This is a genomic window from Shewanella spartinae (assembly GCF_019457555.1).
GTDB classification, from domain to species: Bacteria; Pseudomonadota; Gammaproteobacteria; order Enterobacterales; family Shewanellaceae; genus Shewanella; species Shewanella loihica.
This window is the reverse complement of record NZ_CP080418.1, coordinates 472,012-491,672: the sequence shown is the minus strand read 5'-3', so window position 1 is coordinate 491,672 and position 19,661 is coordinate 472,012. Positions and strand designations below refer to the sequence as shown.

23 protein-coding genes are annotated in these 19,661 nt (G+C 55.2%); 15 read left to right on the top strand and 8 right to left on the bottom strand.

Translation table 11 applies throughout. The features are described from left to right. Window positions 1-23: 23 nt before the first annotated feature. Window positions 24-284, bottom strand: a complete 261-nt coding sequence (locus tag K0I31_RS02275; protein ID WP_258406159.1) for an ABC-type zinc uptake system zinc chaperone — start codon at window positions 282-284, stop codon at window positions 24-26. Between the two features lie 230 nt (window positions 285-514). Between K0I31_RS02275 and K0I31_RS02270 the strand changes: the two genes are divergently transcribed. After that, entirely contained in the window at window positions 515-712 is a 198-nt protein-coding gene (locus K0I31_RS02270) for a hypothetical protein (RefSeq protein ID WP_150099935.1), read from the top strand. Between the two features lie 118 nt (window positions 713-830). On the opposite strand, the gene K0I31_RS02265 is transcribed toward K0I31_RS02270, so the two are convergent. Further along, entirely contained in the window at window positions 831-1,166 is a 336-nt protein-coding gene (locus K0I31_RS02265; RefSeq protein WP_220079755.1) for a hypothetical protein, read from the bottom strand. 124 nt (window positions 1,167-1,290) lie between these two features. On the opposite strand from K0I31_RS02265, the gene K0I31_RS02260 reads away from it, so the two are divergent. Continuing rightward, window positions 1,291-2,913, top strand: a complete 1,623-nt coding sequence (locus K0I31_RS02260) for a mechanosensitive ion channel family protein (RefSeq protein ID WP_011864250.1) — start codon at window positions 1,291-1,293, stop codon at window positions 2,911-2,913. A 102-nt stretch (window positions 2,914-3,015) separates the two neighbouring features. On the opposite strand, the gene K0I31_RS02255 is transcribed toward K0I31_RS02260, so the two are convergent. Further along, window positions 3,016-4,710 (bottom strand): formate--tetrahydrofolate ligase, encoded by a 1,695-nt coding sequence (locus K0I31_RS02255; protein ID WP_220079754.1) that lies wholly within the window; start codon window positions 4,708-4,710, stop codon window positions 3,016-3,018. A 173-nt stretch (window positions 4,711-4,883) separates the two neighbouring features. Between K0I31_RS02255 and K0I31_RS02250 the strand changes: the two genes are divergently transcribed. After that, the gene (locus K0I31_RS02250; RefSeq protein WP_220079753.1) at window positions 4,884-5,774 is read left to right on the top strand and encodes an aldo/keto reductase; all 891 of its coding nucleotides are present in this window, start codon (window positions 4,884-4,886) and stop codon (window positions 5,772-5,774) included. Window positions 5,775-5,916: 142 nt separating this feature from the next. On the opposite strand, the gene K0I31_RS02245 is transcribed toward K0I31_RS02250, so the two are convergent. Then, window positions 5,917-6,756 (bottom strand): MaoC/PaaZ C-terminal domain-containing protein, encoded by an 840-nt coding sequence (locus K0I31_RS02245; protein WP_220080760.1) that lies wholly within the window; start codon window positions 6,754-6,756, stop codon window positions 5,917-5,919. A 202-nt stretch (window positions 6,757-6,958) separates the two neighbouring features. Here K0I31_RS02245 and K0I31_RS02240 point away from each other — a divergent pair, with 202 nt between their 5' ends. Beyond that, window positions 6,959-7,741 (top strand): methyltransferase domain-containing protein, encoded by a 783-nt coding sequence (locus K0I31_RS02240; RefSeq protein WP_220079752.1) that lies wholly within the window; start codon window positions 6,959-6,961, stop codon window positions 7,739-7,741. Between the two features lie 8 nt (window positions 7,742-7,749). Here K0I31_RS02240 and K0I31_RS02235 read toward each other — a convergent pair whose 3' ends face one another. Both K0I31_RS02235 and K0I31_RS02230 read right to left on the bottom strand, forming a co-directional pair. After that, the gene (locus K0I31_RS02235) at window positions 7,750-8,382 is read right to left on the bottom strand and encodes a chemoreceptor glutamine deamidase CheD (RefSeq protein ID WP_220080759.1); all 633 of its coding nucleotides are present in this window, start codon (window positions 8,380-8,382) and stop codon (window positions 7,750-7,752) included. 107 nt (window positions 8,383-8,489) lie between these two features. Then, entirely contained in the window at window positions 8,490-9,374 is an 885-nt protein-coding gene (locus K0I31_RS02230) for a TraB/GumN family protein (protein WP_220079751.1), read from the bottom strand. Window positions 9,375-9,422: 48 nt separating this feature from the next. Here K0I31_RS02230 and K0I31_RS02225 point away from each other — a divergent pair, with 48 nt between their 5' ends. Continuing rightward, the gene (locus K0I31_RS02225; RefSeq protein ID WP_144199949.1) at window positions 9,423-9,734 is read left to right on the top strand and encodes a prephenate dehydrogenase; all 312 of its coding nucleotides are present in this window, start codon (window positions 9,423-9,425) and stop codon (window positions 9,732-9,734) included. Between the two features lie 117 nt (window positions 9,735-9,851). Next, window positions 9,852-11,624 (top strand): bifunctional diguanylate cyclase/phosphodiesterase, encoded by a 1,773-nt coding sequence (locus tag K0I31_RS02220; RefSeq protein ID WP_220079750.1) that lies wholly within the window; start codon window positions 9,852-9,854, stop codon window positions 11,622-11,624. 14 nt (window positions 11,625-11,638) lie between these two features. Here K0I31_RS02220 and K0I31_RS02215 read toward each other — a convergent pair whose 3' ends face one another. Then, entirely contained in the window at window positions 11,639-12,160 is a 522-nt protein-coding gene (locus tag K0I31_RS02215; protein WP_220079749.1) for a DUF3016 domain-containing protein, read from the bottom strand. Between the two features lie 247 nt (window positions 12,161-12,407). Between K0I31_RS02215 and K0I31_RS02210 the strand changes: the two genes are divergently transcribed. Together K0I31_RS02210 and K0I31_RS02205 are read left to right on the top strand one after the other, a co-directional pair. Then, window positions 12,408-12,719, top strand: a complete 312-nt coding sequence (locus K0I31_RS02210) for a hypothetical protein (protein ID WP_220079748.1) — start codon at window positions 12,408-12,410, stop codon at window positions 12,717-12,719. 168 nt (window positions 12,720-12,887) lie between these two features. After that, a complete protein-coding gene (locus K0I31_RS02205) occupies window positions 12,888-13,187 on the top strand; it encodes a hypothetical protein (protein WP_220079747.1) in 300 nt (99 codons plus the stop codon). A 21-nt stretch (window positions 13,188-13,208) separates the two neighbouring features. Here the strand turns inward: K0I31_RS02205 and K0I31_RS02200 are convergent, their stop codons facing one another. Beyond that, the gene (locus K0I31_RS02200; RefSeq protein WP_220079746.1) at window positions 13,209-13,718 is read right to left on the bottom strand and encodes a DUF4240 domain-containing protein; all 510 of its coding nucleotides are present in this window, start codon (window positions 13,716-13,718) and stop codon (window positions 13,209-13,211) included. A 265-nt stretch (window positions 13,719-13,983) separates the two neighbouring features. Between K0I31_RS02200 and K0I31_RS02195 the strand changes: the two genes are divergently transcribed. The 7 genes from K0I31_RS02195 to K0I31_RS02165 all read left to right on the top strand — a co-directional run bounded on the left by K0I31_RS02195 (window position 13,984) and on the right by K0I31_RS02165 (window position 19,648). Continuing rightward, a complete protein-coding gene (locus tag K0I31_RS02195) occupies window positions 13,984-14,394 on the top strand; it encodes a hypothetical protein (protein WP_220079745.1) in 411 nt (136 codons plus the stop codon). A gap of 254 nt (window positions 14,395-14,648) precedes the next feature. After that, window positions 14,649-14,921, top strand: coding sequence for an HU family DNA-binding protein (locus K0I31_RS02190; protein WP_011864236.1), 273 nt, complete (start codon window positions 14,649-14,651; stop codon window positions 14,919-14,921). Between the two features lie 239 nt (window positions 14,922-15,160). After that, window positions 15,161-15,853 carry a TorF family putative porin gene (locus K0I31_RS02185; RefSeq protein WP_220079744.1) on the top strand — a complete coding sequence of 231 codons (693 nt, stop codon included), beginning with the start codon at window positions 15,161-15,163 and terminating at the stop codon, window positions 15,851-15,853. A gap of 328 nt (window positions 15,854-16,181) precedes the next feature. Beyond that, a complete protein-coding gene (locus tag K0I31_RS02180) occupies window positions 16,182-16,355 on the top strand; it encodes a hypothetical protein (protein WP_011864234.1) in 174 nt (57 codons plus the stop codon). A gap of 230 nt (window positions 16,356-16,585) precedes the next feature. Next, window positions 16,586-17,539: an HlyD family secretion protein gene (locus tag K0I31_RS02175; RefSeq protein WP_220079743.1), complete on the top strand. Its 954-nt coding sequence runs from the start codon at window positions 16,586-16,588 to the stop codon at window positions 17,537-17,539. After that, the gene (locus K0I31_RS02170) at window positions 17,539-18,561 is read left to right on the top strand and encodes an ABC transporter ATP-binding protein (protein WP_220079742.1); all 1,023 of its coding nucleotides are present in this window, start codon (window positions 17,539-17,541) and stop codon (window positions 18,559-18,561) included. Before K0I31_RS02175 ends, K0I31_RS02170 begins: the two co-directional genes overlap by 1 nt. Further along, window positions 18,548-19,648 (top strand): ABC transporter permease, encoded by a 1,101-nt coding sequence (locus tag K0I31_RS02165; RefSeq protein ID WP_220079741.1) that lies wholly within the window; start codon window positions 18,548-18,550, stop codon window positions 19,646-19,648. The genes K0I31_RS02170 and K0I31_RS02165 overlap by 14 nt, the downstream gene beginning before the upstream one ends. Window positions 19,649-19,661: the final 13 nt, after the last annotated feature.

Sequence of the window (19,661 nt, the reverse complement as noted above, 5' to 3'; positions counted from 1 at the left end):
AATTATCTTGAGTTTTTGAGGTATTACGATTGTGCGGGCGGTGCGCGGCTCTGGAAGTAGTCGACGTGGACGGCGGCAAGGGCCGTGGGCTCTCGCAGCGGCACTTCCACCGTGAGACTGGGCAGACTAAAGCTGAACTCGCCAACCGGCAAGACGCTATTGAGCTGCAGTTTTTGAATACACAGGGTGCAGTGTGTGGTGGCGCCCTCGTCCAGATGTTCCAGGCTATGGGCAGGCGCAAGCACAGACAAGCAGAACAATATAGCACTAAGCCATATCGCCACTCCTCTAACTTTTCCTTTTACCTTTATTGCCATGGGATCTACTGGACGCATTCAAATTCCGACCAAGTTTAGGGATACGAGTGATGAAGTCAAGCCAGAATTGGCGGTGGCTCAGGCTGGAATGTAACAAAAGTTATTCGAAAATTTTACTTATGCGCCGACCCAAAGCGTGGCCCACATCACGGCCAGATTGGCTAAAATTAAGTCTGACTTAAGTTAGTGACACTAAGATGACAGCTAAATTGAGCGGCGGCTCTGGGCTACCGACTCTCACCATTCAAGGTTTAAAGGAAATGCTCTCTATGAAGGAATTTTTTCGCGAAAATTTCAAAATGCTGTTCTGGACCGCCATCTTCTTTGTCGCCATTCTCGGCGGGATCTATTACGTCGAAGCGGCGCTCGAGGCTCAGGTTCAGGTCGTCGAATAACGGCTTAGGCCTGAGTCGACATATAACGACTCGGGCACACATATCAGATTTCTGATGAGCTAGGCGCCAGGCCTAGCTCAAGCGCATCATCATCTAACCGACTCACACGGCCCGCCCATTAGCGATACTTATGTCTGTGCTCGCTGTCGTCCACCTCTTGCCTCGGCGGCGCCTGGGTCACCTTGAGGTGGTCCATCATATGAGTCACCAGCAGAATCATCACGGCAAATATCGCCACCGGCGTGGTCAAGTTACGCCACTCTGGTAGGAAATAGCCCACGACCAGCATCACCAGCCCCAGATAGAAACCCAACATCTTCAATCGCATCAGGTTGGCACTTCGACCCAGCCAGGCCTCGCAGTGGGGACATTGGATCTGAGCATCCAGCCCCTTGCCCCGCTGGGCAGCAACCTGTTGGGCGCGAAAGGGGTGACTACAGTGAGGACACAGCACAACAAACTCTCAAATAACGGCAAAGAGTGCTAGTCTATCAGATTGCGCCGCCGCGCGTTGCGAATTTACAGCGCAGATGGAACAGATTATGATCCCAGCCATTAGCTAACACAGGACGGATAATATGTTACGCAACTTAGCCCTGGCGCTGGTGACTATGATGGCCCTAGCCCATCTTCCCGCCACCGCCGATGAAGCCCTCCAGACACCCCAGCCCCTGACTGAACTGACTCAACTGCAACAGACCATAGATTCAGACATAGCTAAACTAGGCAATGCCAACGGCGAGATGAAGCAGTTTATCGAGTACCGTATCAAGGAGCACGCCAACCAGCTGCACGACAAGTTCAAGCTGATGATGAACCAGCAACCGCTGGATAAGGCAAACCTGCTACCACTGCTGCAGAAGCATCTGGCCTTCATCGACAAGGTGGCCGACTACTATGCCGCCGATATTGACCAATTTAAACAACAGCTTGGCAGCGATAATGACACAGGCGTCATGTATAAGCTCGCCATGCGGGATCGCCAGCGCGACGAGATCCTCAGCGCCAAATATGAGACCCTCACCTGGCTGGACGCCTTGGGCGAAGATACCCAAGCCATCAAGACCCAGCTGACGGCTCAACTGCTGAAACGCTCAGACATGCTCAACAGCCTGGTGCATTTCACCCAGGACAAACTCAAGCTGGCGGTGGATGAGGCGGCCAAGGCGGGTAAGGATGTCACTGCTGAGCAGACCGCGCTGGTCACCAACCTCAACGAGCGACTCAGCCTGACCAGCGCCAGCCTGTCGGTGGCGATCGAGCTACTGGATGCTATGAGCCAGGACACCACAGCCCTCAAGCAGACCCTGTTTAGCATCTCAGGGGATATCACCCAAGACGTGCTCAACGTCGACGTGGCCAGCAACCTGCTGGACCAGTGGTGGAACCAGGCCAAGAATCAGGCGCTGGACAACGGCCCGGGCCTGCTGTTCAAGTTGTTTGTCTTCCTGCTGATCCTCTTCCTGGCCCATCTGGCCGGCAAGGCGGTGCAGCGCATCGTCAAGAAGATGGTGAGCAACTCTAAGCTTAAATTCAGCAAGCTGCTGCAAGACTTCTTCGTCTCCCTCTCGGGTAAGACAGTGTTTGCCCTGGGTCTGATGATCGCCCTGTCACAGCTGGGCTTCGAACTTGGGCCGCTACTGGCCGGCTTCGGGGTTGCGGGTGTGATCATAGGTTTCGCCCTGCAAGATACCCTGTCTAACTTCGCCTCGGGCATGATGATCCTCATCTATCGTCCCTACGATGTGGGCGATCTGATCAACGCCGCGGGCGTGACGGGTAAGGTGAGCCAGATGAGCCTGGTCTCCACCACCATCAAGACCCTGGACAACCAGCGTCTGATCATCCCCAACAACAAGATATGGGGCGACACCATCAACAATATCACGGTAGAACATCAGCGCCGCGTCGACATGACCTTCGGCATAGGCTACGGCGACAACATAGAGAAGGCCGAGCAGGTGCTGCGCGGCATAGTCGACGAGCATCCTAAGGTGCTCAAGCAGCCTGAGCCGACGGTGAAACTACACCTGTTGGGCGAGTCTTCGGTGGACTTCGTGGTGCGTCCTTGGGTGAAACCAGAAGATTACTGGGACGTGTATTGGGACATCACCCGCGCGGTGAAGATGCGCTTCGACCAGGAAGATATCTCGATTCCTTTCCCACAGCGCGACGTGCATATCTACCAGACTGGCAAGTAAGGGATCAAAAACAGCTCTTTATAACAAAGCCCTTCACAAAAAAGCGCCTGCAACTGCAGGCGCTTTTTTTTATCTATTTTAAGTTAGGAAGACCTGCCAGCGTTAGGCTAGCCCGGTTATCTCGCCTCGCTCATCGATATCTATGTTCAGATATCCGGGACGTATCCCAAGTCCTGGCATGGTCATCACCTTACCCACAAGCGCCGTGATAAAACCGGCACCAGCATTGAGTTTCAGCTCGGCGATGGGCAGCTCAAAGCCTTGTGGCGCCCCCTTGAGCTTAGGGTCATGGCTGACCGACATGGGCGTCTTTGCGATGCAGAGCGCCAGCTTATCAAATCCCTGGCGTTGCAGCTGCGCCAGCTGAGACTTGGCCGTGTCGGATAAACTGATGCCGCTGGCGCCGTAACCTGCCTCGGCGATGGTCAGCAGCTTGGCCTCGATAGACTGCTTGGTCTCGTAAAGATAACGGAACTGACTCGGCTGCTCGGTGGCGCGTACCACAGCCCTGGCCAATGCCACCGCCCCCTCGGCGCCCTGGGTAAAGGCTTCGCAGACTTCGCAGGCAAACACCCCCTCTTGCAGCACGCGGGCCTTGAGCCAGTCCAGCTCCTCCAGGGTATCTTCGGCGAAGCGGTTGATGGCCACCACCAGTGGCAGGCCATACTTGGCCACGTTGCTGATGTGCCAGCTGAGGTTGGCATAGCCGGCGGCGAGCTTCTCCATCTCGCTACCTGCGTCAGGATTATGAGACTTGAGCGCCTTGACCGTCACCACCAATACCGCCGCATCCGGCGCATTGCCCGACTGACGAGTCTTAATATTACAGAATTTTTCGAAGCCCATATCTGAGCCGAAGCCCCCCTCGGTCACCACGATATCTGCCAGCCTGAGGGCGATATCGTCGGCGATGATCGACGAGTTACCATGGGCGATGTTAGCAAAGGGACCGGCATGGATCAGACAAGGGGCACCACTTAAGGTCTGCATCAGGGTCGGCGAGATGGCCTGACTCATGATGGCCGTCATGGCGCCGGCCACGCCAAGATCTTCGGCGCTGATGTAATCGCCCTGTTTGTTCTGCGCCAGCACAATACGACCGATGCGGGCACGCAGGTCCTTAAGATCCCGGCTCAGCGCCAGAATCGCCATCAACTCGGAGGCGGCGCTGATGTCGAAGCCGCCCTGATGCACTGGACCATTGACCTCGCCAAGGCCGACCGTGATGGTGCGCAGGCTGCGCTCATTCTGATCCACTACCCGGCGCCATAAGATCTTCTCGGGATCGATATCTAAGGGCGCTAGCCCAGATTGTTCGCGAAAGGCATCACTGCCCAGGCGTTGTTCATGATAGAGGCGGGCATCGATGGCCGCGGCCGCCAAGTTATGGGCGCTGGTCACCGCATGTATGTCACCTGTCAGATGCAGGTTGAGATCTTCCATGGGCACCACCTGGGCCAGGCCACCGCCGGCGGCGCCGCCCTTGATGCCAAACACAGGTCCCATGCTGGGTTGACGGATACAGGCGCAGCTCTTCTTGCCGATTGCCTGCAAGCCCTGGGTCAGGCCGATACTGGTCACTGTCTTGCCTTCGCCGAAGGGAGTCGGCGTTACCGCCGTGACTATCACTAACTTACCATGTTTGTTATCTTTAATTCGGTTGGTGATAGCCAGATCAACCTTGGCCTTGGTTCTGCCGTAAGGGCTTAATTCGTGGGGCAAGATCCCGAAAGCAGTGGCGATACTTTCTATGGGTTGTAAGCTGGCTTGGCGTGAAATTTCGATGTCAGTCAGCATATAGCGCTCCTACAATAAATAAGCATGAAAAAAAGCGAGCTGGTGCGAATATAGAGCAAAAAGTGGTCACAACAAACCTATTCATTGTCGGCGAAGGCATTAATTAAGGATTTATGAATCTAAATCAATAAAATGATTATTAATGGAAAAAATTAATCCAAACGGAGCGGCCCATGAGTCAGCAAAGCTTTACATTCTCACACTTTATCGCCGGCTTCTGGCGCCTAGATAGCTGGCAACAGACACCCCAGCAGACCCTGGCGTTGATCGAACACTATCTCAGCCTGGGCGTGACCTGTATGGATCATGCGGACATCTATGGCGAGTACAGCTGCGAGGCACTGTTTGGCCGCGCACTGGCCCTCAAGCCCGAGCTGAGACAGCAGATGCAGATAGTCACCAAGTGCGGCATCAAGCCTGCCTTCGCCTCGACACCTGAGCGCTACGTCAACCACTATGACACAGGCTATCAGCACATTCTCACCAGCGTCGATAACTCGCTTAAGGCGCTGCGGGTGGATGAGATAGATCTACTGCTGATCCACAGACCAGATCCCCTGATGAATGCCGACGAAGTCGCCCAGGCCTTCGAGCAGCTCTATCAGACCGGCAAGGTGCGCCACTTCGGCGTCTCCAACTTCACCCCAGCCCAGTTTGACCTGTTGCAGTCCCGGCTGGATCGCCCCCTGGTGACCAACCAGCTGGAGATCTCGCCCTTAGCCATGCATACCCTGAGCGATGGCAGCCTGGATCAGGCGCAGCAGTATCGTTGCCCGCCCATGGCCTGGTCCTGCCTAGGTGGCGGCGAGATCTTCAGCAGCCAGAGTGAGCAGGCCAAGCGACTTCGCCAGACATTGACCAAGATAGCCGCCGACCATGGCACGGACGATATCAGCCAGATCATCTACGCCTGGGTGATGGCCCTGCCGAGCCAGCCAAGGCCTATCATAGGTAGCGGTAATCCTGAGCGGATAAGCGCCGCCGTTGACGCCAGCGAGATAAAGCTGGACAGGCAGGAGTGGTTTAGCATCTGGCAAGCCTCCACCGGCCACAGCGTGCCTTAGGGCTCTAGGAAGTCATTACCTTTCTCATCAGAAACGAAAAAGCCAGCAATCTGCTGGCTTTTCTCTATCTATCTCAAAACTGGGGCTGCACCTTATGAGTTAGCTTTTGAGGAATTAACTTTTAAGGTTTAGCTTCAGGGATTTAATCGTGAAACTTCACCTGACCCGTCAGGTGCGGCCTGCGCCCCTTGACGTCACGCAGTTCGAACATCAGCCCCTCTGCACTCTCGGTATCGAAGTCGAAACTCACCTGAGCCGGCATGAGTAGCGGCAACTTGAAGGCCACCTCCACGGTACAGGGCTTATCGCCGATCTCAGGCATCAGCTGGGCCACGCTTCTCGCCTTAGACCACATGCCGTGGGCCAACACGCGATCGAAACCGAAACGCTTAGACAACACGGGATGCAGATGGATCAGGTTGTAGTCACCCGATGCCTTGGCATAGCGACGGCCGAGATCTTCGCTCAGCTCCCAGCTGACCGGATTCGACCAGCTCATTGGGCTCGCCTTAGGCGGACGCGCACGCTTGCCGCTTTGCTCGATACGGTAGAGATAGGTCGACAGCGACTCCCACACCAGCTCGCCGCCGACGAAGGCGCGAGACACCAGCTCAAACTCCAGCCCTGAGTCTGTCATCTGGCTGCTGGTCAGCTCGCACTCGAGATCATAGCGCTCATCGACACTCGTGGTGCGGTAACGGGTGATACTGTTCTTCAGGTGGATCATGCCCAGCAAGGGGAAGGTGATCGCATCTAAGGTAAAGATGCTGGCATGCAGGCGAAACACCATGACATAGAGATAGGTCAACGGCAGCTGCTCGCCATCGAACTCGAAGCCACACACCTTGGCATATTGGGCGACCTTATCGCCGCGCACAGCCACCTGTGGACAGGTCACCTTAACATGGGGCAGAGGCTGTTCGTCCCAGCCTGGCTTTCGGCCAAAAAAGATCTTGCGATAAAGCGATAACAGCGACGGCATCGCCTTAAGTTCAACACAAATTTCTTTATTCACGCTATCCAAACCCTTCACACTTTACTCAGCCTAAAAATTGCAAGCCCGCGAGTATACCCCAAAATCACGTTTTTTACCTAAACCTTAAGTCTGTTTAATGCGCGTCGCCCCCGCCTATGGCAAAATAGCCCTCCTAATTTCAGTCAGCTTTTCCCATGGGCGTCACTCAGTGCAAGACAAAAACTTCGATGCATTAGCCGGTAAATTTGCCAAGAACATCTACGGCACGCCTAAGGGCGAGATCCGCGCCGCCGTGCTGTGGCGGGACATCTCTCAGGCCATGACACAACTGCCCGAGGGGCAACTGCGTATTCTGGACGCCGGCGGCGGCTTCGGCTTCTTTAGCCAGAAGCTGGCCAAGCTTGGCCATAGCGTCACCCTGTGCGATATCTCCAGCGAGATGCTGGCCCTGGGTCAGGCGCAGATTACAGAGTATGAAAATGATAGCGGTGAGAAGCTGGACATCACACTGCTGCACGCACCGATACAATCCCTGACCCTGGAAGAGCTTGGCCAGTTCGACCTCATACTCTGCCATGCGGTGGCCGAGTGGCTCAGCGATGCCAAGCAGACCCTGGCCGGTCTGACCCAGCTGTTAAAACCCCAGGGGCTGTTTTCCCTCATGTTCTACAACAAGGAGGCGATGCGCTTTCACAGCCTGATCTCGGGTAACTTCGATTATGTGGCGGCAGATTTTAAGGTGAAGAAGAAGGTGGGCCTAACCCCAAGCTATCCCCTGTATATCGACGATGTGCGAGGTTGGGTGAGTGATTGGCAGATGGAGCTGGTGACGGTCTCTGGCGTGCGGGTGATCCACGACTATCTCAAGACCCACCAGCCCCCTAATTCAGATTTCAGCCAGCTACTGGAGATGGAGCTGCAATACTCGACCCACCCCGCCTACATAGGCCTGGGGCGCTACGTTCACTTCATCATCCGTTGGCAAAAATAGCTAGCTCACTAATCGAACAGCTCCACCTGGCTCTCCCCCTGAGCCGTGACTATCTGTTTCAGGTAGCGCTGCTCTTCGCTCATCATCTTGGCGATCCGCTCAGGTGACAGGCGCATCAGCTTGACCTTGCCGCTGTTGGGATGAAACAGCACCTTACGCGGCCAGGGCCCGCCGAGATCTTCGCTCACTATCTCTATCCCCTCTGTCTTGAGGTAGTTCTTCACGAAGCTGATATTGGATTCGCCGACGTTCAGCACACTGGTGGCCGTCATCTGCGCGCCGCCGAAGACTTTGGCCTTGAGGCGATTACGCATGCCCCCCAGACTCAAAATGCTGTTAATCAGCTGCTCCATAGCCCAGTTGCCATAGCGGCAGGTATAGCTTGTCAACTGATGCCAGTCTTCATGGAGTTGCCGCTCGGGCAGCAGGAAATGGTTGAGGCCGCCTATGCCCAGCAAGGGGTCCCAGATGCAGGCGGCGACGCAGGAACCCAGGCGGGTGAAGATCAGCTCATCATGGGCGGTGACATAGAAGTTGCCGGGATCGACCCGGGCCACCACGGCGTCGTGGCGGCTATCCCAATGGCGGGGAATCGCCTCAAATTCGGGTCGAACGGGGAAAAGAGTCGCCTCTGCCTGCATCTTGCCTCCCTGCATCGATGGACTTGGCGTCCATCGATATCTCTCCAAGGTTTATCCTGCCTATCAGTATAGCCAAACGGGAGAAACCGGTGCAGAGCAGAGAAAGGTTAGTTGCAGGCCGTCTGCCAACAGTTTTGCACCTTGGCTCCTTCTACACCTGCAAACTTGGCAGGTATCCCCTTATCCCCCACAACGTGACCTGCGCCAACCACCACAAACAGTGGCGATGGGCCATCTTGTTGCATCATCAAGGATCTGATCTTGGCCGTCATCTGCTCGTTGCGTTGCCACAGCATCTTGTCGATAAGCTCCTTATCGCCATCATGTAGCATCTGCCCCTGCATCAAGGCATCGAGCCCAGCCTCATCGCCACTGCGCCAGGCCTTGATCAGCTGTACCATCTCCTCGTCCGGCGCATCGATGGCCTCGAGCACCATATCCCACTGCATCTGCGGGCTGAAAGAGGCCATCAGCTTAAACTGATACTCTGTGCTCTCAAGCTCGATCACAGGGCGCGAACCGTTCTTGCTCAGCAGCATCTGATCCACGCCCCACTGAGCCTGATAACCCAGGGAGGCGAAACGCATCACGCTAAACTGCATCGCCTGCATCCAAGGAGCGTAGGGCTGCATGGGGGTGCAGATCTCGCTGCGGGTACGGCAGTATTCTGCCAATCGGGTCTGGGTCTTGGCATCGGCAGCCACCTGAGCCAAACCATACTTGCGGATCAGCCCCATGATATCCGCCTTGTTGGTATCGGCCTCTACCGCCAGGGCGCCCGCCTTGGCAAAGGCCGTTTCGATCTGCTCCGCCATGGGGTAAAAATCGGCCTGACCGATATGAATCGATCCCAAGAGATAGGTCTGCTTGCCTTGATAAGTGATCTTATAAAAGGGCGGCTTGTCATCACCGGCGGCCATCGCGCTGAGTGACATGATCCCTGTCAATAGTAAAATCCCTATAGTTAATAAACGCGGTCGACTTGTTGCCATCTGGCTTGCCCCTTATAATTCGGCTAAATTTTTCAACACGAGGCTGTTATGCCACATAGTCACCTAATAGAGCAACTGAAAGAGAACCTACAGTTGGCCTATCGTCAGGCCATCGACGCCGATGCCAAACTGGATGAGTTAAAGAAGGCCGGCCACGGTAAATTCACCACCATCTTCACCCAAGATGAAGGCTTTACTTCGCGCAGCAACCGCTTCGGCCCCTATGTACAGGAGCTGGCCGACGAGATGACCAAGCTGCCAAGCCAAGGCGATGGTCTGGCCCCGGCGCTGGAGAGTTTCGTGCGTAAGCTAGGAGTACTGTTACAGACCCTGCAGGCATTTAAGAGCCAGGCCAAATAACGAAGCACCTAAGTAACTAAAGTAACTGAATGAGCGGGTAGGCTCATACTTTAGTGTCATATTGCTGTCATGGCCTGGCCATAAAATCGCCCTACTTTTCGTACGAGGCGGACCTAGATGACAGCAATCGACCTGAGCAGTGAACTGGATAAGATCATCGAGAATGAGAAGATCCACGTGCTGTTTCAGCCCATCTTTAACATCAACAGCCAGCGGCTACATGGCTTCGAGGCCCTGAGCCGGGGGCCCGAGCATAGCGCCCTCTTCTCTCCCGTGCCCCTGTTTCAGACCGCGGCCCACGAGGGACGCCTGTCCGAGCTTGAAGAGATCTGCCGTCGTCATTCCATCAGGCAGTTCGACGCCCGCGAGTTGCCGGGCAAGCTGTTTATCAACATCTCCCCCAAGGCCCTGTTGGAACCCAGCCACGCCAAGGGGCTCACCCTAAGCCTGGTGCAGGAGCTGGGGCTGTCGCCGGATCAGATAGTAATAGAACTGTCGGAGCAATATCCCGCCGACGATATCGATCTCCTGAAGGAATGTCTCAACCACTACCGCAGCCAGGGGTTTCTGACCGCCATCGACGATCTCGGCACCGGCTATTCAGGGTTGCGACTCTGGTCCGAACTGGCACCAGACTATGTCAAGATAGACCGCCACTTCATCCACCAGATAGACCAATCCCCGGTAAAGCAGGAGTTTGTCCGCTCCATCATAGATCTCTGCCAGAGCCTGAGCTGTAAGGTGATCGCCGAAGGGATAGAGACACCTGCGGAACTAGCGTTACTGACTCAGCTAGGCATAGTCTATTGTCAGGGCTACCTATTGGGCCGCCCCCAAACGCAACCGACACAGACACTGAAGGCAGTGGCGCCCCAGGAGACCAAGCAACGACAGACCCGCTACGCCGAATCGGCCGAAAGTCTATCGACCCGCACCATATGTGTGACACCCGAGATCAAGCTCAAGGCACTGAGCGCCCGCTTCGTACGCTCACCGCACCTGCAGGTAGTCGCCATCGTCGATGCTAAGCAGAAACCCCTTGGCGTCGTCGACAGGGCGCAGTTGATGGAGCTGTTCAGCACCCCCTATGGCCGTGCCCTGCACGAGAACAGCCCTGTAATAGAGGTGATGAACGACAAGGTGCTGAAGGTGCCAGCCTGCATGCCGATCTCCGAGGTGAGTCAGTGCCTGACCGCAGAACACGGCACGGTTGCACAACATTTCATGGTGATGCGCGACCAACAACTGCTAGGAATAGGTCACACCAAAGATCTGCTGCAACAGATCACCGAGCAGCGCATCAAGATGGCCCGTCACGCCAACCCCCTGAGCGGTCTTCCTGGCAACATCCCCATTCAGGAGGAGCTGCAACGCCTGCGACAACAGGGTCGCGCCTTCTATCTGGCCTACTTCGACCTATGCCACTTCAAGCCCTACAACGACATCTATGGCTTCTGCCGTGGCGATGAGGTGATCCAATCCCTAGCGCTACGCCTGCAGCAGCAACTGGGTAGCGAGCATTTTGTCGGCCATGTGGGCGGCGATGATTTTGTGGTGATAGGCACGAGCCAGGCGATCGTCGATGAGTGTCGCCGCCTGCTGCTCAGCTTTAACCAAGACAGAGAAGCCTTCTACAGCCCAGACGACTGGCTGGCCCAGTGCGTGATGGCCGAAGACAGACAGGGACAAAGGGTGGCCCACCCTTTAATCAGCCTGTGTGTCGGCCTGCTGCCCCCCGAGGTGACTCGCTTTTGCGACGAGCAGGGGCTGTCGGCCTATAGCGCGGCGGCAAAAAAACAGGCCAAAGCCGCATTGAATGGCTTTAGCCTGTTTACGCCCGCGCCCAACGACGCGGCAATTGCCATGTATCGGCCGCTCAAGTTCGCCTGAGAGGCCCAGCAGCCTTAGAGTTTGGGCTGCACCGTCTTCTTCAGCCAATCGCTCAGCATCTTAGACTCGTGTCTCAGGGGCTTGTCGTTCATCACGCCTGTGGTGTGCATGAAGCTCATGTCTCTGAGCTTCTCGTCACCGGCGATCACCACATTATCACCGTCGAGCACCTGGTAACTAAAGGTCATGCGTGGCGGGTAGATATCTTCGATCAGACGAATATCGTTAGGGGTCGCGCCAAAGGTGGGGCGCACATCACCGGCCAGATCTACATCTGTCACCACCAGCACCAGCTTCTGATTCGGCTTAAGCGTCTTCTCTGCGGCCTTGTTGAGGTTCTTGGTCAGAGTGTCGAACACACGCTGCTCATAGCGAGACTGAATGTCACCCACCGCCTTCACGTCACGGTAGTTATCCGTATCTTGCCAGGTGATCTTGACCACCCCGGCCTCTGTGACTGGATTCTCTTTGGCTTCTTCGGCGGCAAGGTTGAGTGACACCAGTGCGCCCACCAAGAGTAGAGATTGAAACTTCATATTATGCCTCCTTAATCGCCCAAGCTTGGGACACCTACTGAGTCTAGCGACTGCATTGAGTGTACAAAAGCTAACCTGAATATAGGCTTAATGCAAAATCCTGGCGAATCTTTTCGCCATCATTTACTTATTGGACAAGCGCAATTAACCCTTTTCTCCCCAGCCCACAGTTTTTGGCAGCCTTTGTATCAATTTGCTTCGAGCCTGGGGTAGACTCACAGGGCAAGCAAGGCTACTAAGGTAAATCATGCAAAATCGATCTTCTCTGCTGTTCGTCGTCATCCTTTTTTCGCTGCTGGCCGGCATCCTCTATTGGATCACCTTAGAGGAGGAGACCCAGCAGGCCCCAGAAACCTGGTCGGCCTTCGTCTATGCCCATGGCTACAACTCGGGCCGCTACAAGAAAACCGATGACTTCGAGGATTACCAAAGCTGTAAGGCCTTCGCCACCGAGCAGGCCAAGGAGCTTGGCGATGTCTTGTGGGAGTGTGGCCTCAGGTGTCGCTTCGACAACAGCCGTCAGGGCTTTCAGTGCGAGACCATGCAGAATCAGGAGTGAGTCAGCCGCCTTTCATCGCTCAGCGAGCCAATTTTACTTGTTCGTTTTTTATTCAGCTTCTGTTCAAGCTATTGCCATTAACATAGGTATCAATGAAACGGCAGCAGCAAACACAGCCCCAGATGCCGACAACAGATTGAATTTAAGACACCGACAGGAGCTATGACAATGAGCAAGCTAACCCACACAAGATTCTCAGGTAGATTCGCCCTATTGGCCTCGCTAATCCTTGGTTTCGCCTTTATCTCAGGCGCCAACGCCAGTGAGCTTAGCGACAGCGAACGCGCCGCGGTAGAACAACACTTCCAGATTCTGGACCAGCAGCAAGAAGCGAGCGATAACCAGACGCTCGACGGCTTCCTGGCCGATCTCGACAGCCAGCTGGAACAGGCCGAAGAGGAGTTTATGGAAGGAGCCTGCGCCGAGCATGAACTAACCTTCGATAGCGATAGCCAGGTCTGCTACTAGAGCAGCCTTAGTAAGGGCTCGCTAGAAAGGAAATAACTGAAACAGCTGAGGGTAAGTCGCCTTCAGCTGTTTTTTCTTGGGCGAAAACTTCTTGCCCTGAGGCGTCGCCTGCCCAGAAGGCACAAAGGGCAGCTCCTCGCCGATGCGATCTTCATAGATCTGCCCGGCGATCAGATCGTAATCCTCCACGAAGGGATAGGCATAGCCATCCTTCTCAGGCCAGGCAGGCAGCTCGGCCAAGGCATCCGGGTCAATCAGTATCCGCTCGAACCACTCCTGCCCCAGGGAGATCAGGAAGGCGCGAAATTCGGCAAAGCCATATTCGCTGTCACACCCGGTCACTATGTAAGCGGCGCCCCACAGCGACCAGAGGTAAGAGCGGCGCATCTGTTGCGAGAAGAACTTATCGAAGGCCGCCAAGGCTTGGTTGTCGAGTTCGTTCAGCTTCGCCTTAAGCTCCGCCGCCAGGCTCTCCTGATCTTGCTCTGGCTTGCTGCGGGTGACTAACTGCCAAAATTCATTCTCGTTCATGCTCTTCTCATACCAAACGCGGTTTATGGTTAACGATAGCCTTCATATATACTCCTGCCCTGCGTATCCTAACTCACTTGTACCAAGCGACAGGCCAAACAGAGGCCACATCTTACCCTAAGCCAGCCCAGCTAGCAGCATGACCTTTGCAATTTAGCCAAAGCAATAGACATTTAGGTAAAGCATTAGACATTTAAGTAAAGCGTTGGACTAAGTTGCGCCATTTTTCTACACTGCGGGGCAAATCATTCACCCAAGAGCCAAGATGAACCGACCAAGTCCCAGCATACTGCTACTGATCGCCCTCTATATTGTTATCGCCATCCTCGCCGGTTGGCGCGCCCTGGACAGCCAGACCTTAGATCTCTTTACCCTGGGCGTGATCCCTGTGCTCATCGGCCTCATCGCCCGCACCAGCTGGGCAAGCCTGGTGCTAAAGATCTATATCGGCATACAGACTCTGGGTTTCATGGCGCTGGGTGCCACGGCGGTGATCGCCTATCAGATCACCCCGGAGGACGTTAAGGTGGTGGTGCGTGGTCAGGAGCTGCCCATCTGGGCCATCGCCCTAGTCGTCATCGCACTGCTGAGTTTCCAGTGGTATATGGCCTTCTCCAAGGGACTGAAACAGTACCTGCCGCAGACGGCTCAAACGAGCGACCAGACCAAGGCCTAATCCCTCTATCGGGGAGGTTTACATCCCATCTCCTCCCCAGCCCTTATCTGACAGGCCTTCGTGCCAATTCAGTCAAATCCAGGCCGCTTTCCTCTGTCACAGGGTTAAATTTTTACTGAATTTGACTGAAAGCACCCTTTGAGCGCATAAAACCGCTTTCATTATAGGGATGCTTGTGGCATGTTAAGTCCAGCAATTGCAAGTATCTAATGTAATTGGTATTACTAAATCTACGGAAAGAAGAGACTATCCAAATGAATAAAACTGAACTTGTTGCAAAAATAGCGGAAAGCGCAGAACTCACTAAAGCTGAAGCTGCTCGCGCCTTAAAGTCTTTCGAAGAAACGGTAGCGGAAGCGATGAAGAACGGCGAAAAAATCTCTATTGTAGGTTTTGGTTCTTTCGAGACCACTAGCCGTGCAGCACGTACAGGCCGCAACCCACAGACGGGCAAAGAAATTCAGATCCCAGCGGCTGTAGTACCTAAGTTTAAAGCCGGTAAGACGCTAAAAGACAGCGTAAACTAAATCGGTATTTAATCCGTCGAAAAAACCTCCTCCATGGAGGTTTTTTTATGCACCCTCCTAGTGCATCCTCTGCCTCATTTTTAACCAATTCGTTGCCTAATTCTGATGCAAATATAATAAATAGTTGAAAAATAACATATAAATATTTGGCACGTTCTTCGCTATAGCTTGTACGCGGCCTGACAATACTCATAACAACAGGCAGGGCCGCTCCCATAGACCAATAAGAAGGAATGAGTATGAAACAAGCATTGCGAACCCTAAGCCTACTCGCGGGCACCTTGATGGTTGCCCTACCGACCAGCGCTAGCGTCACGGGCAACATAGGCGCAACCTCCAACTACTTGTGGCGCGGCGCCACACAGACGGGGGATGCGCCCGCGGTTCAAGGCGGCATAGACTTCGAACACGACAGCGGCCTCTACCTCGGAACCTGGGCGTCCAATGTGGATTTCGGCGACGACACTAGCTATGAGATCGACTTCTACGGCGGCTATGCCGGTAGCATAGGGGAAGACTTTGGTTATGACATCAGCTACCTCTACTACGCCTACCCAGACAGCGATTCGAGCATAGACTTTGGTGAAGTCACCCTGGCCCTGAGCTGGAAGTGGTTCAGCATCGGCTATTCAAAGGTGGTCAATGCCGGCAGCGACGTGGCAGCGGATCCTTTCGATGAGAAAGATCTCAGCTATATCAACGCAGGCGTCAGCTTCCCACTGTCAGAGACATTGTCTATCTCGGCCCACTATGGCTACTCCAGCGGTGATGTCGTCAACGCCTGGTTCGATACCGACAACTATGCCGACTACTCTTTGTCTCTGGATAAGGAAACCGACTTCGGCACCATCTCCTTCCTGGTCAGCGATACCGACCTCGAGGGTGACGATCCTAAAGTGGTCGTTGGCTACAGCTATAGTTTCGATTTGTGATCTAAATTTAAATGAGTTGCCACTAAATTAGCTGGCAACTCACTATTACTCTAAAAATATTTCAATTAAAAACAGTTAATTAAAAACAGTTCACCCGTCTATTCGCTCACATTTTGTCTAAATCCACGACAAATACAATAGTGTTAACTCGATCAAACAAAAATCGAAAATCCCCTGCTATTTTTCTCATTAGCGCTCGCTAATGTGCTCACACCTTAGGACGCTAAACTAGCTAACGCTTTGACTCAGTTAACTTTATGTTAAAGCGGCTCAGTGCTAAGCGGCACCAAATGAGTGCACAAGCACTTTATTTGACGAGGATTTCACTATGGCTCAGTTACTCGATGTTATTCCGAACGATGCTGAAATCGAAGCGATCACAGCACCCAAAAACCCTAAGGCCGCCTGTGAGTTGCAACACAGACGCGAAGTCAAACGTCGCCTGGAAGAGTTACTCGAAGAGGCGGCACTTAAACGCGCCATGGGGGGAGATTTCTACTAACCCCTGACTCCTTTGCCTCCTTCGCGCCAGCACTGCATGGGGCCAGGCTCCATGCAGGCGTTTGCTCTCGACGTTGAGCATAAGCCTTGAGTACATCAAGGATATAGCACTCAAATTCAAAACTCAAAGATTCCCCTTCTACCCAGGTTAAATTGGTGTAAGATTAAATTCAGCACATAACTTATTGATAGTCATAATTCTTCCAAGCGGTTCGTCTGCAAGAGGTCACCATGACGCTGAGTAAATCCTTACGCCTTCTCGCCCCGCTGCTCCTGCTACTTAGCGGCTGTCAGGGCGTCGAACCTCCCCAGGCCCTGGGCACACTGGAGCGCGACCGGGTGCTACTGCGCGCCACCACCTCAGAGATCATCACGGCACTGCCCAAACGCGAGGGCAGCCAGGTCACCGAAGGCGAGTTGCTGCTACAGTTCGACACCCGCAAACAAACCGCTCGTGTCGCCAATGCCCAGGCCCAGTGGCAGAAGGCCCAGGCCTATTTGCTCAGACTCACCAATGGTGAGCGCCCCGAAGATATCGCCAGTGCCCAGGCTAATCTGGAGCGCGCCACCGCCGCCATGGTGCAGGCGGAGAAGACCTACAGGCGCATCGACAAGCTCAAGCGACAGAATCTGGTGAGTCAGCAGGATCTGGATCAGGCCGTTGCCAGCCGGGATCAAACCATAGCCGAACACAACGCCGCCAATGAGGCCTTGAGCAAGCTGATTGTCGGCGTGCGCCAGGAAGATATTCAGCAGGCCCAGGCCGCCCTCGATGCCGCCGCGGCCGAGCTGGATCTGGCGCGGCAACTGCTGGATGACCTTAGCATCACGGCGACCCGCAGCGGCCGCCTCGACAGCCTGCCCTTTAACCTGGGGGAGCGGGTGCCCGCCAACGCCGTGGTGGTGGCGATTCAGGCCGACAAGGCCGCCTATGCCAGGGTCTATATTCCCGCTCCCGCCATGGCCAAGCTCACCATAGGGATACAGCTCAAGGTGCATGTCGACGGTCAAGAGCAGCCCTTCAGCGGCACACTGCGCTGGCTCAGCAAGGAGCCGGCCTTCACTCCCTATTACGCCTTGAATCAGCAAGACAGGTCTCGCCTCGTCTATCTGGCGGAGTTCGATCTCGACGACTCGGCCCAGAGCCTGCCCACGGGGATCCCCGCCCAGGTGGAGCTGCCCTGATGCAGTCAAATGCGGATCTGGCTATAGATGCCCGCGGCGTCGATAAGCAATTTGGCGATCTCTTGGCGGTGGCCGAGCTGGATCTACAGGTGCAGAAGGGCCACATCTATGGCTTTCTCGGTCCCAATGGCTGCGGTAAGTCCACCACAATACGCATGCTCACCGGCCTCTTGACTCCTAGCCGGGGCGAGATCTCCGTGCTCGACATGGCCATCCCCCAGCAAGCCGAGGCCCTCAGGCGACGCATCGGTTACATGACCCAGAAGTTCTCCCTCTACGAAGACCTAAGCGTCAGGGAGAATCTGCAATTTATCGCTGATATCTATGGACTGGGTGCCAGAGAAAGCAAACGCAAAATAGATGAGCTGATCGATACCTATCATCTCGACGCCCAGCGCCAACAGCTAGCGGGCACCCTCAGCGGCGGGCAGAAGCAGCGCCTGGGGCTGGCCTGCGCCTGTATCAACGAGCCCGAACTGCTGTTTCTCGATGAGCCCACCTCGGCGGTGGATCCCCAGAATCGGCGCGACTTCTGGGAGCAGCTATTCGATCTCTCCGAGCGCGGCACCAGCATACTGGTCACCACCCACTACATGGACGAGGCGCAGCGCTGCCACCAGTTGGCGATCATGGAAAGCGGCCACATTCGTGCCAAGGGCAATCCTCAGGCGCTACTCGAGGCGATGCCGCTGCATGTCATAGAAATCGCCGGCCACAGACTACGCCAGCTAAAGTCACACCTGAGCCAGTTCAGCGAGATCCCCTCCGCCGCCCAACTCGGCGATCGCCTGCGGGTTCTTGTCGATAAGCAGATAGCAGATCCCATCCCCTGGCTGCTGGAGAGGAGTCGCACCATGGCAGGGCAACCAACACCTGAACCGCTGAGCCCAAATCAATTTAACGCTAGCCAACTAAAGCCAAGCCAATTAAGCCTGGTCTCGCCCAACCTGGAAGATCTCTTCGTCTCCGTCACAGGTAAGGGACTCAAGACCTCTCGGGAGGCTGAAGATGTTACTGGCTAGCCTGAGGCGGATAAAGTCGATCACCACCAAGGAGATCCGCCAGCTCAAGCGGGATCGCATCACCTTCGGCATGGTGGTGATGATCCCCCTGATCCAGCTATTGCTGTTTGGCTACGCCATCAATACCGATGTGCGTAACGTGCCTGTGGTGGTGGTGGATCAGAGCCACTCCGCCGCCGGGCGTTGGATCGTCGAGGCCGTCAAGGTGACTCAGGTGGTTAGCATAGAGAAGCACTACGCCAGCGCCGAGGAGGCCGAGGCCGCCATCACCCGGGGCGAGGTGCGCGCGGCGCTGATATTGCCGCCTAACCTTACCGAGAAGCTGGCCAACGGCGAGACACTGGGCCAATGGGTGGTCGACGGATCAGATACTATGGTGGCCTCGGCTATCAGCCAGCTGAGGAACATGCCGCTGGATCAGATCACGGGCCAAGACAGCCAGCGACTGCCCACCTTCGAGGTCGCCCTCTTCTACAACCCAGAGCAGCGCTCGGCGGTCAACATAGTGCCAGGGCTGATCGCTGTGATCCTCACCATGACAATGATCCTCTTTACCTCGGCGGCCATCGTCAGAGAGCGCGAACGTGGCAACCTGGAGCTGCTGATCACCACCCCCATCAAGCCCTTAGAGTTGATGCTGGGTAAGATAGTCCCCTATATCTTGGTGGGGCTGGTGCAGATGACCATCATCCTCGGCCTTGGGCATCTTATCTTCGATGTGCCCATCAATGGCGCCATCGCCCAACTGCTCATGGGCACCCTGCTCTTCATCGCCGCCAGCCTTACCCTGGGGCTTATCATCTCCACCATCGCCAAGACGCAGCTGCAGGCGATGCAGATGACCATCTTCATCATACTGCCCACTATCTTGTTGTCGGGCTTTATGTTTCCCTTCGAGGCCATGCCCAAGCCCGCCCAGTGGATCGCCGAGCTGCTGCCCGCCACCCACTTTATGCGTATCATACGCGCCATCGTCCTGCGGGGCGGCGCCCTAAGTGACATGCAGTTCGATGCTCTCTGGCTTATCGGCTTCACCCTGGTCGGTATCCTGGTCGCCTCGCTGCGCTTCAATAAGCGCCTCGATTGATTCCAGAACTGAG

Excerpts from the sequence above, each read along its gene's own strand:
- K0I31_RS02235 (WP_220080759.1), bottom strand. The coding sequence starts at position 8,382 with ATGCAGGCAGAGGCGACTCTTTTCCCCGTTCGACCCGAATTTGAGGCG.
- K0I31_RS02165 (WP_220079741.1), top strand. The coding sequence starts at position 18,548 with ATGTTACTGGCTAGCCTGAGGCGGATAAAGTCGATCACCACCAAGGAG.
- K0I31_RS02225 (WP_144199949.1), top strand. The coding sequence starts at position 9,423 with ATGCCACATAGTCACCTAATAGAGCAACTGAAAGAGAACCTACAGTTG.
- K0I31_RS02200 (WP_220079746.1), bottom strand. The coding sequence starts at position 13,718 with ATGAACGAGAATGAATTTTGGCAGTTAGTCACCCGCAGCAAGCCAGAG.
- K0I31_RS02230 (WP_220079751.1), bottom strand. The coding sequence starts at position 9,374 with ATGGCAACAAGTCGACCGCGTTTATTAACTATAGGGATTTTACTATTG.
- K0I31_RS02220 (WP_220079750.1), top strand. The coding sequence starts at position 9,852 with ATGACAGCAATCGACCTGAGCAGTGAACTGGATAAGATCATCGAGAAT.
- K0I31_RS02180 (WP_011864234.1), top strand. The coding sequence starts at position 16,182 with ATGGCTCAGTTACTCGATGTTATTCCGAACGATGCTGAAATCGAAGCG.
- K0I31_RS02210 (WP_220079748.1), top strand. The coding sequence starts at position 12,408 with ATGCAAAATCGATCTTCTCTGCTGTTCGTCGTCATCCTTTTTTCGCTG.
- K0I31_RS02170 (WP_220079742.1), top strand. The coding sequence starts at position 17,539 with ATGCAGTCAAATGCGGATCTGGCTATAGATGCCCGCGGCGTCGATAAG.
- K0I31_RS02270 (WP_150099935.1), top strand. The coding sequence starts at position 515 with ATGACAGCTAAATTGAGCGGCGGCTCTGGGCTACCGACTCTCACCATT.
- K0I31_RS02205 (WP_220079747.1), top strand. The coding sequence starts at position 12,888 with ATGAGCAAGCTAACCCACACAAGATTCTCAGGTAGATTCGCCCTATTG.
- K0I31_RS02175 (WP_220079743.1), top strand. The coding sequence starts at position 16,586 with ATGACGCTGAGTAAATCCTTACGCCTTCTCGCCCCGCTGCTCCTGCTA.
- K0I31_RS02260 (WP_011864250.1), top strand. The coding sequence starts at position 1,291 with ATGTTACGCAACTTAGCCCTGGCGCTGGTGACTATGATGGCCCTAGCC.
- K0I31_RS02185 (WP_220079744.1), top strand. The coding sequence starts at position 15,161 with ATGAAACAAGCATTGCGAACCCTAAGCCTACTCGCGGGCACCTTGATG.
- K0I31_RS02250 (WP_220079753.1), top strand. The coding sequence starts at position 4,884 with ATGAGTCAGCAAAGCTTTACATTCTCACACTTTATCGCCGGCTTCTGG.
- K0I31_RS02215 (WP_220079749.1), bottom strand. The coding sequence starts at position 12,160 with ATGAAGTTTCAATCTCTACTCTTGGTGGGCGCACTGGTGTCACTCAAC.
- K0I31_RS02190 (WP_011864236.1), top strand. The coding sequence starts at position 14,649 with ATGAATAAAACTGAACTTGTTGCAAAAATAGCGGAAAGCGCAGAACTC.
- K0I31_RS02245 (WP_220080760.1), bottom strand. The coding sequence starts at position 6,756 with ATGCCGTCGCTGTTATCGCTTTATCGCAAGATCTTTTTTGGCCGAAAG.
- K0I31_RS02255 (WP_220079754.1), bottom strand. The coding sequence starts at position 4,710 with ATGCTGACTGACATCGAAATTTCACGCCAAGCCAGCTTACAACCCATA.
- K0I31_RS02195 (WP_220079745.1), top strand. The coding sequence starts at position 13,984 with ATGAACCGACCAAGTCCCAGCATACTGCTACTGATCGCCCTCTATATT.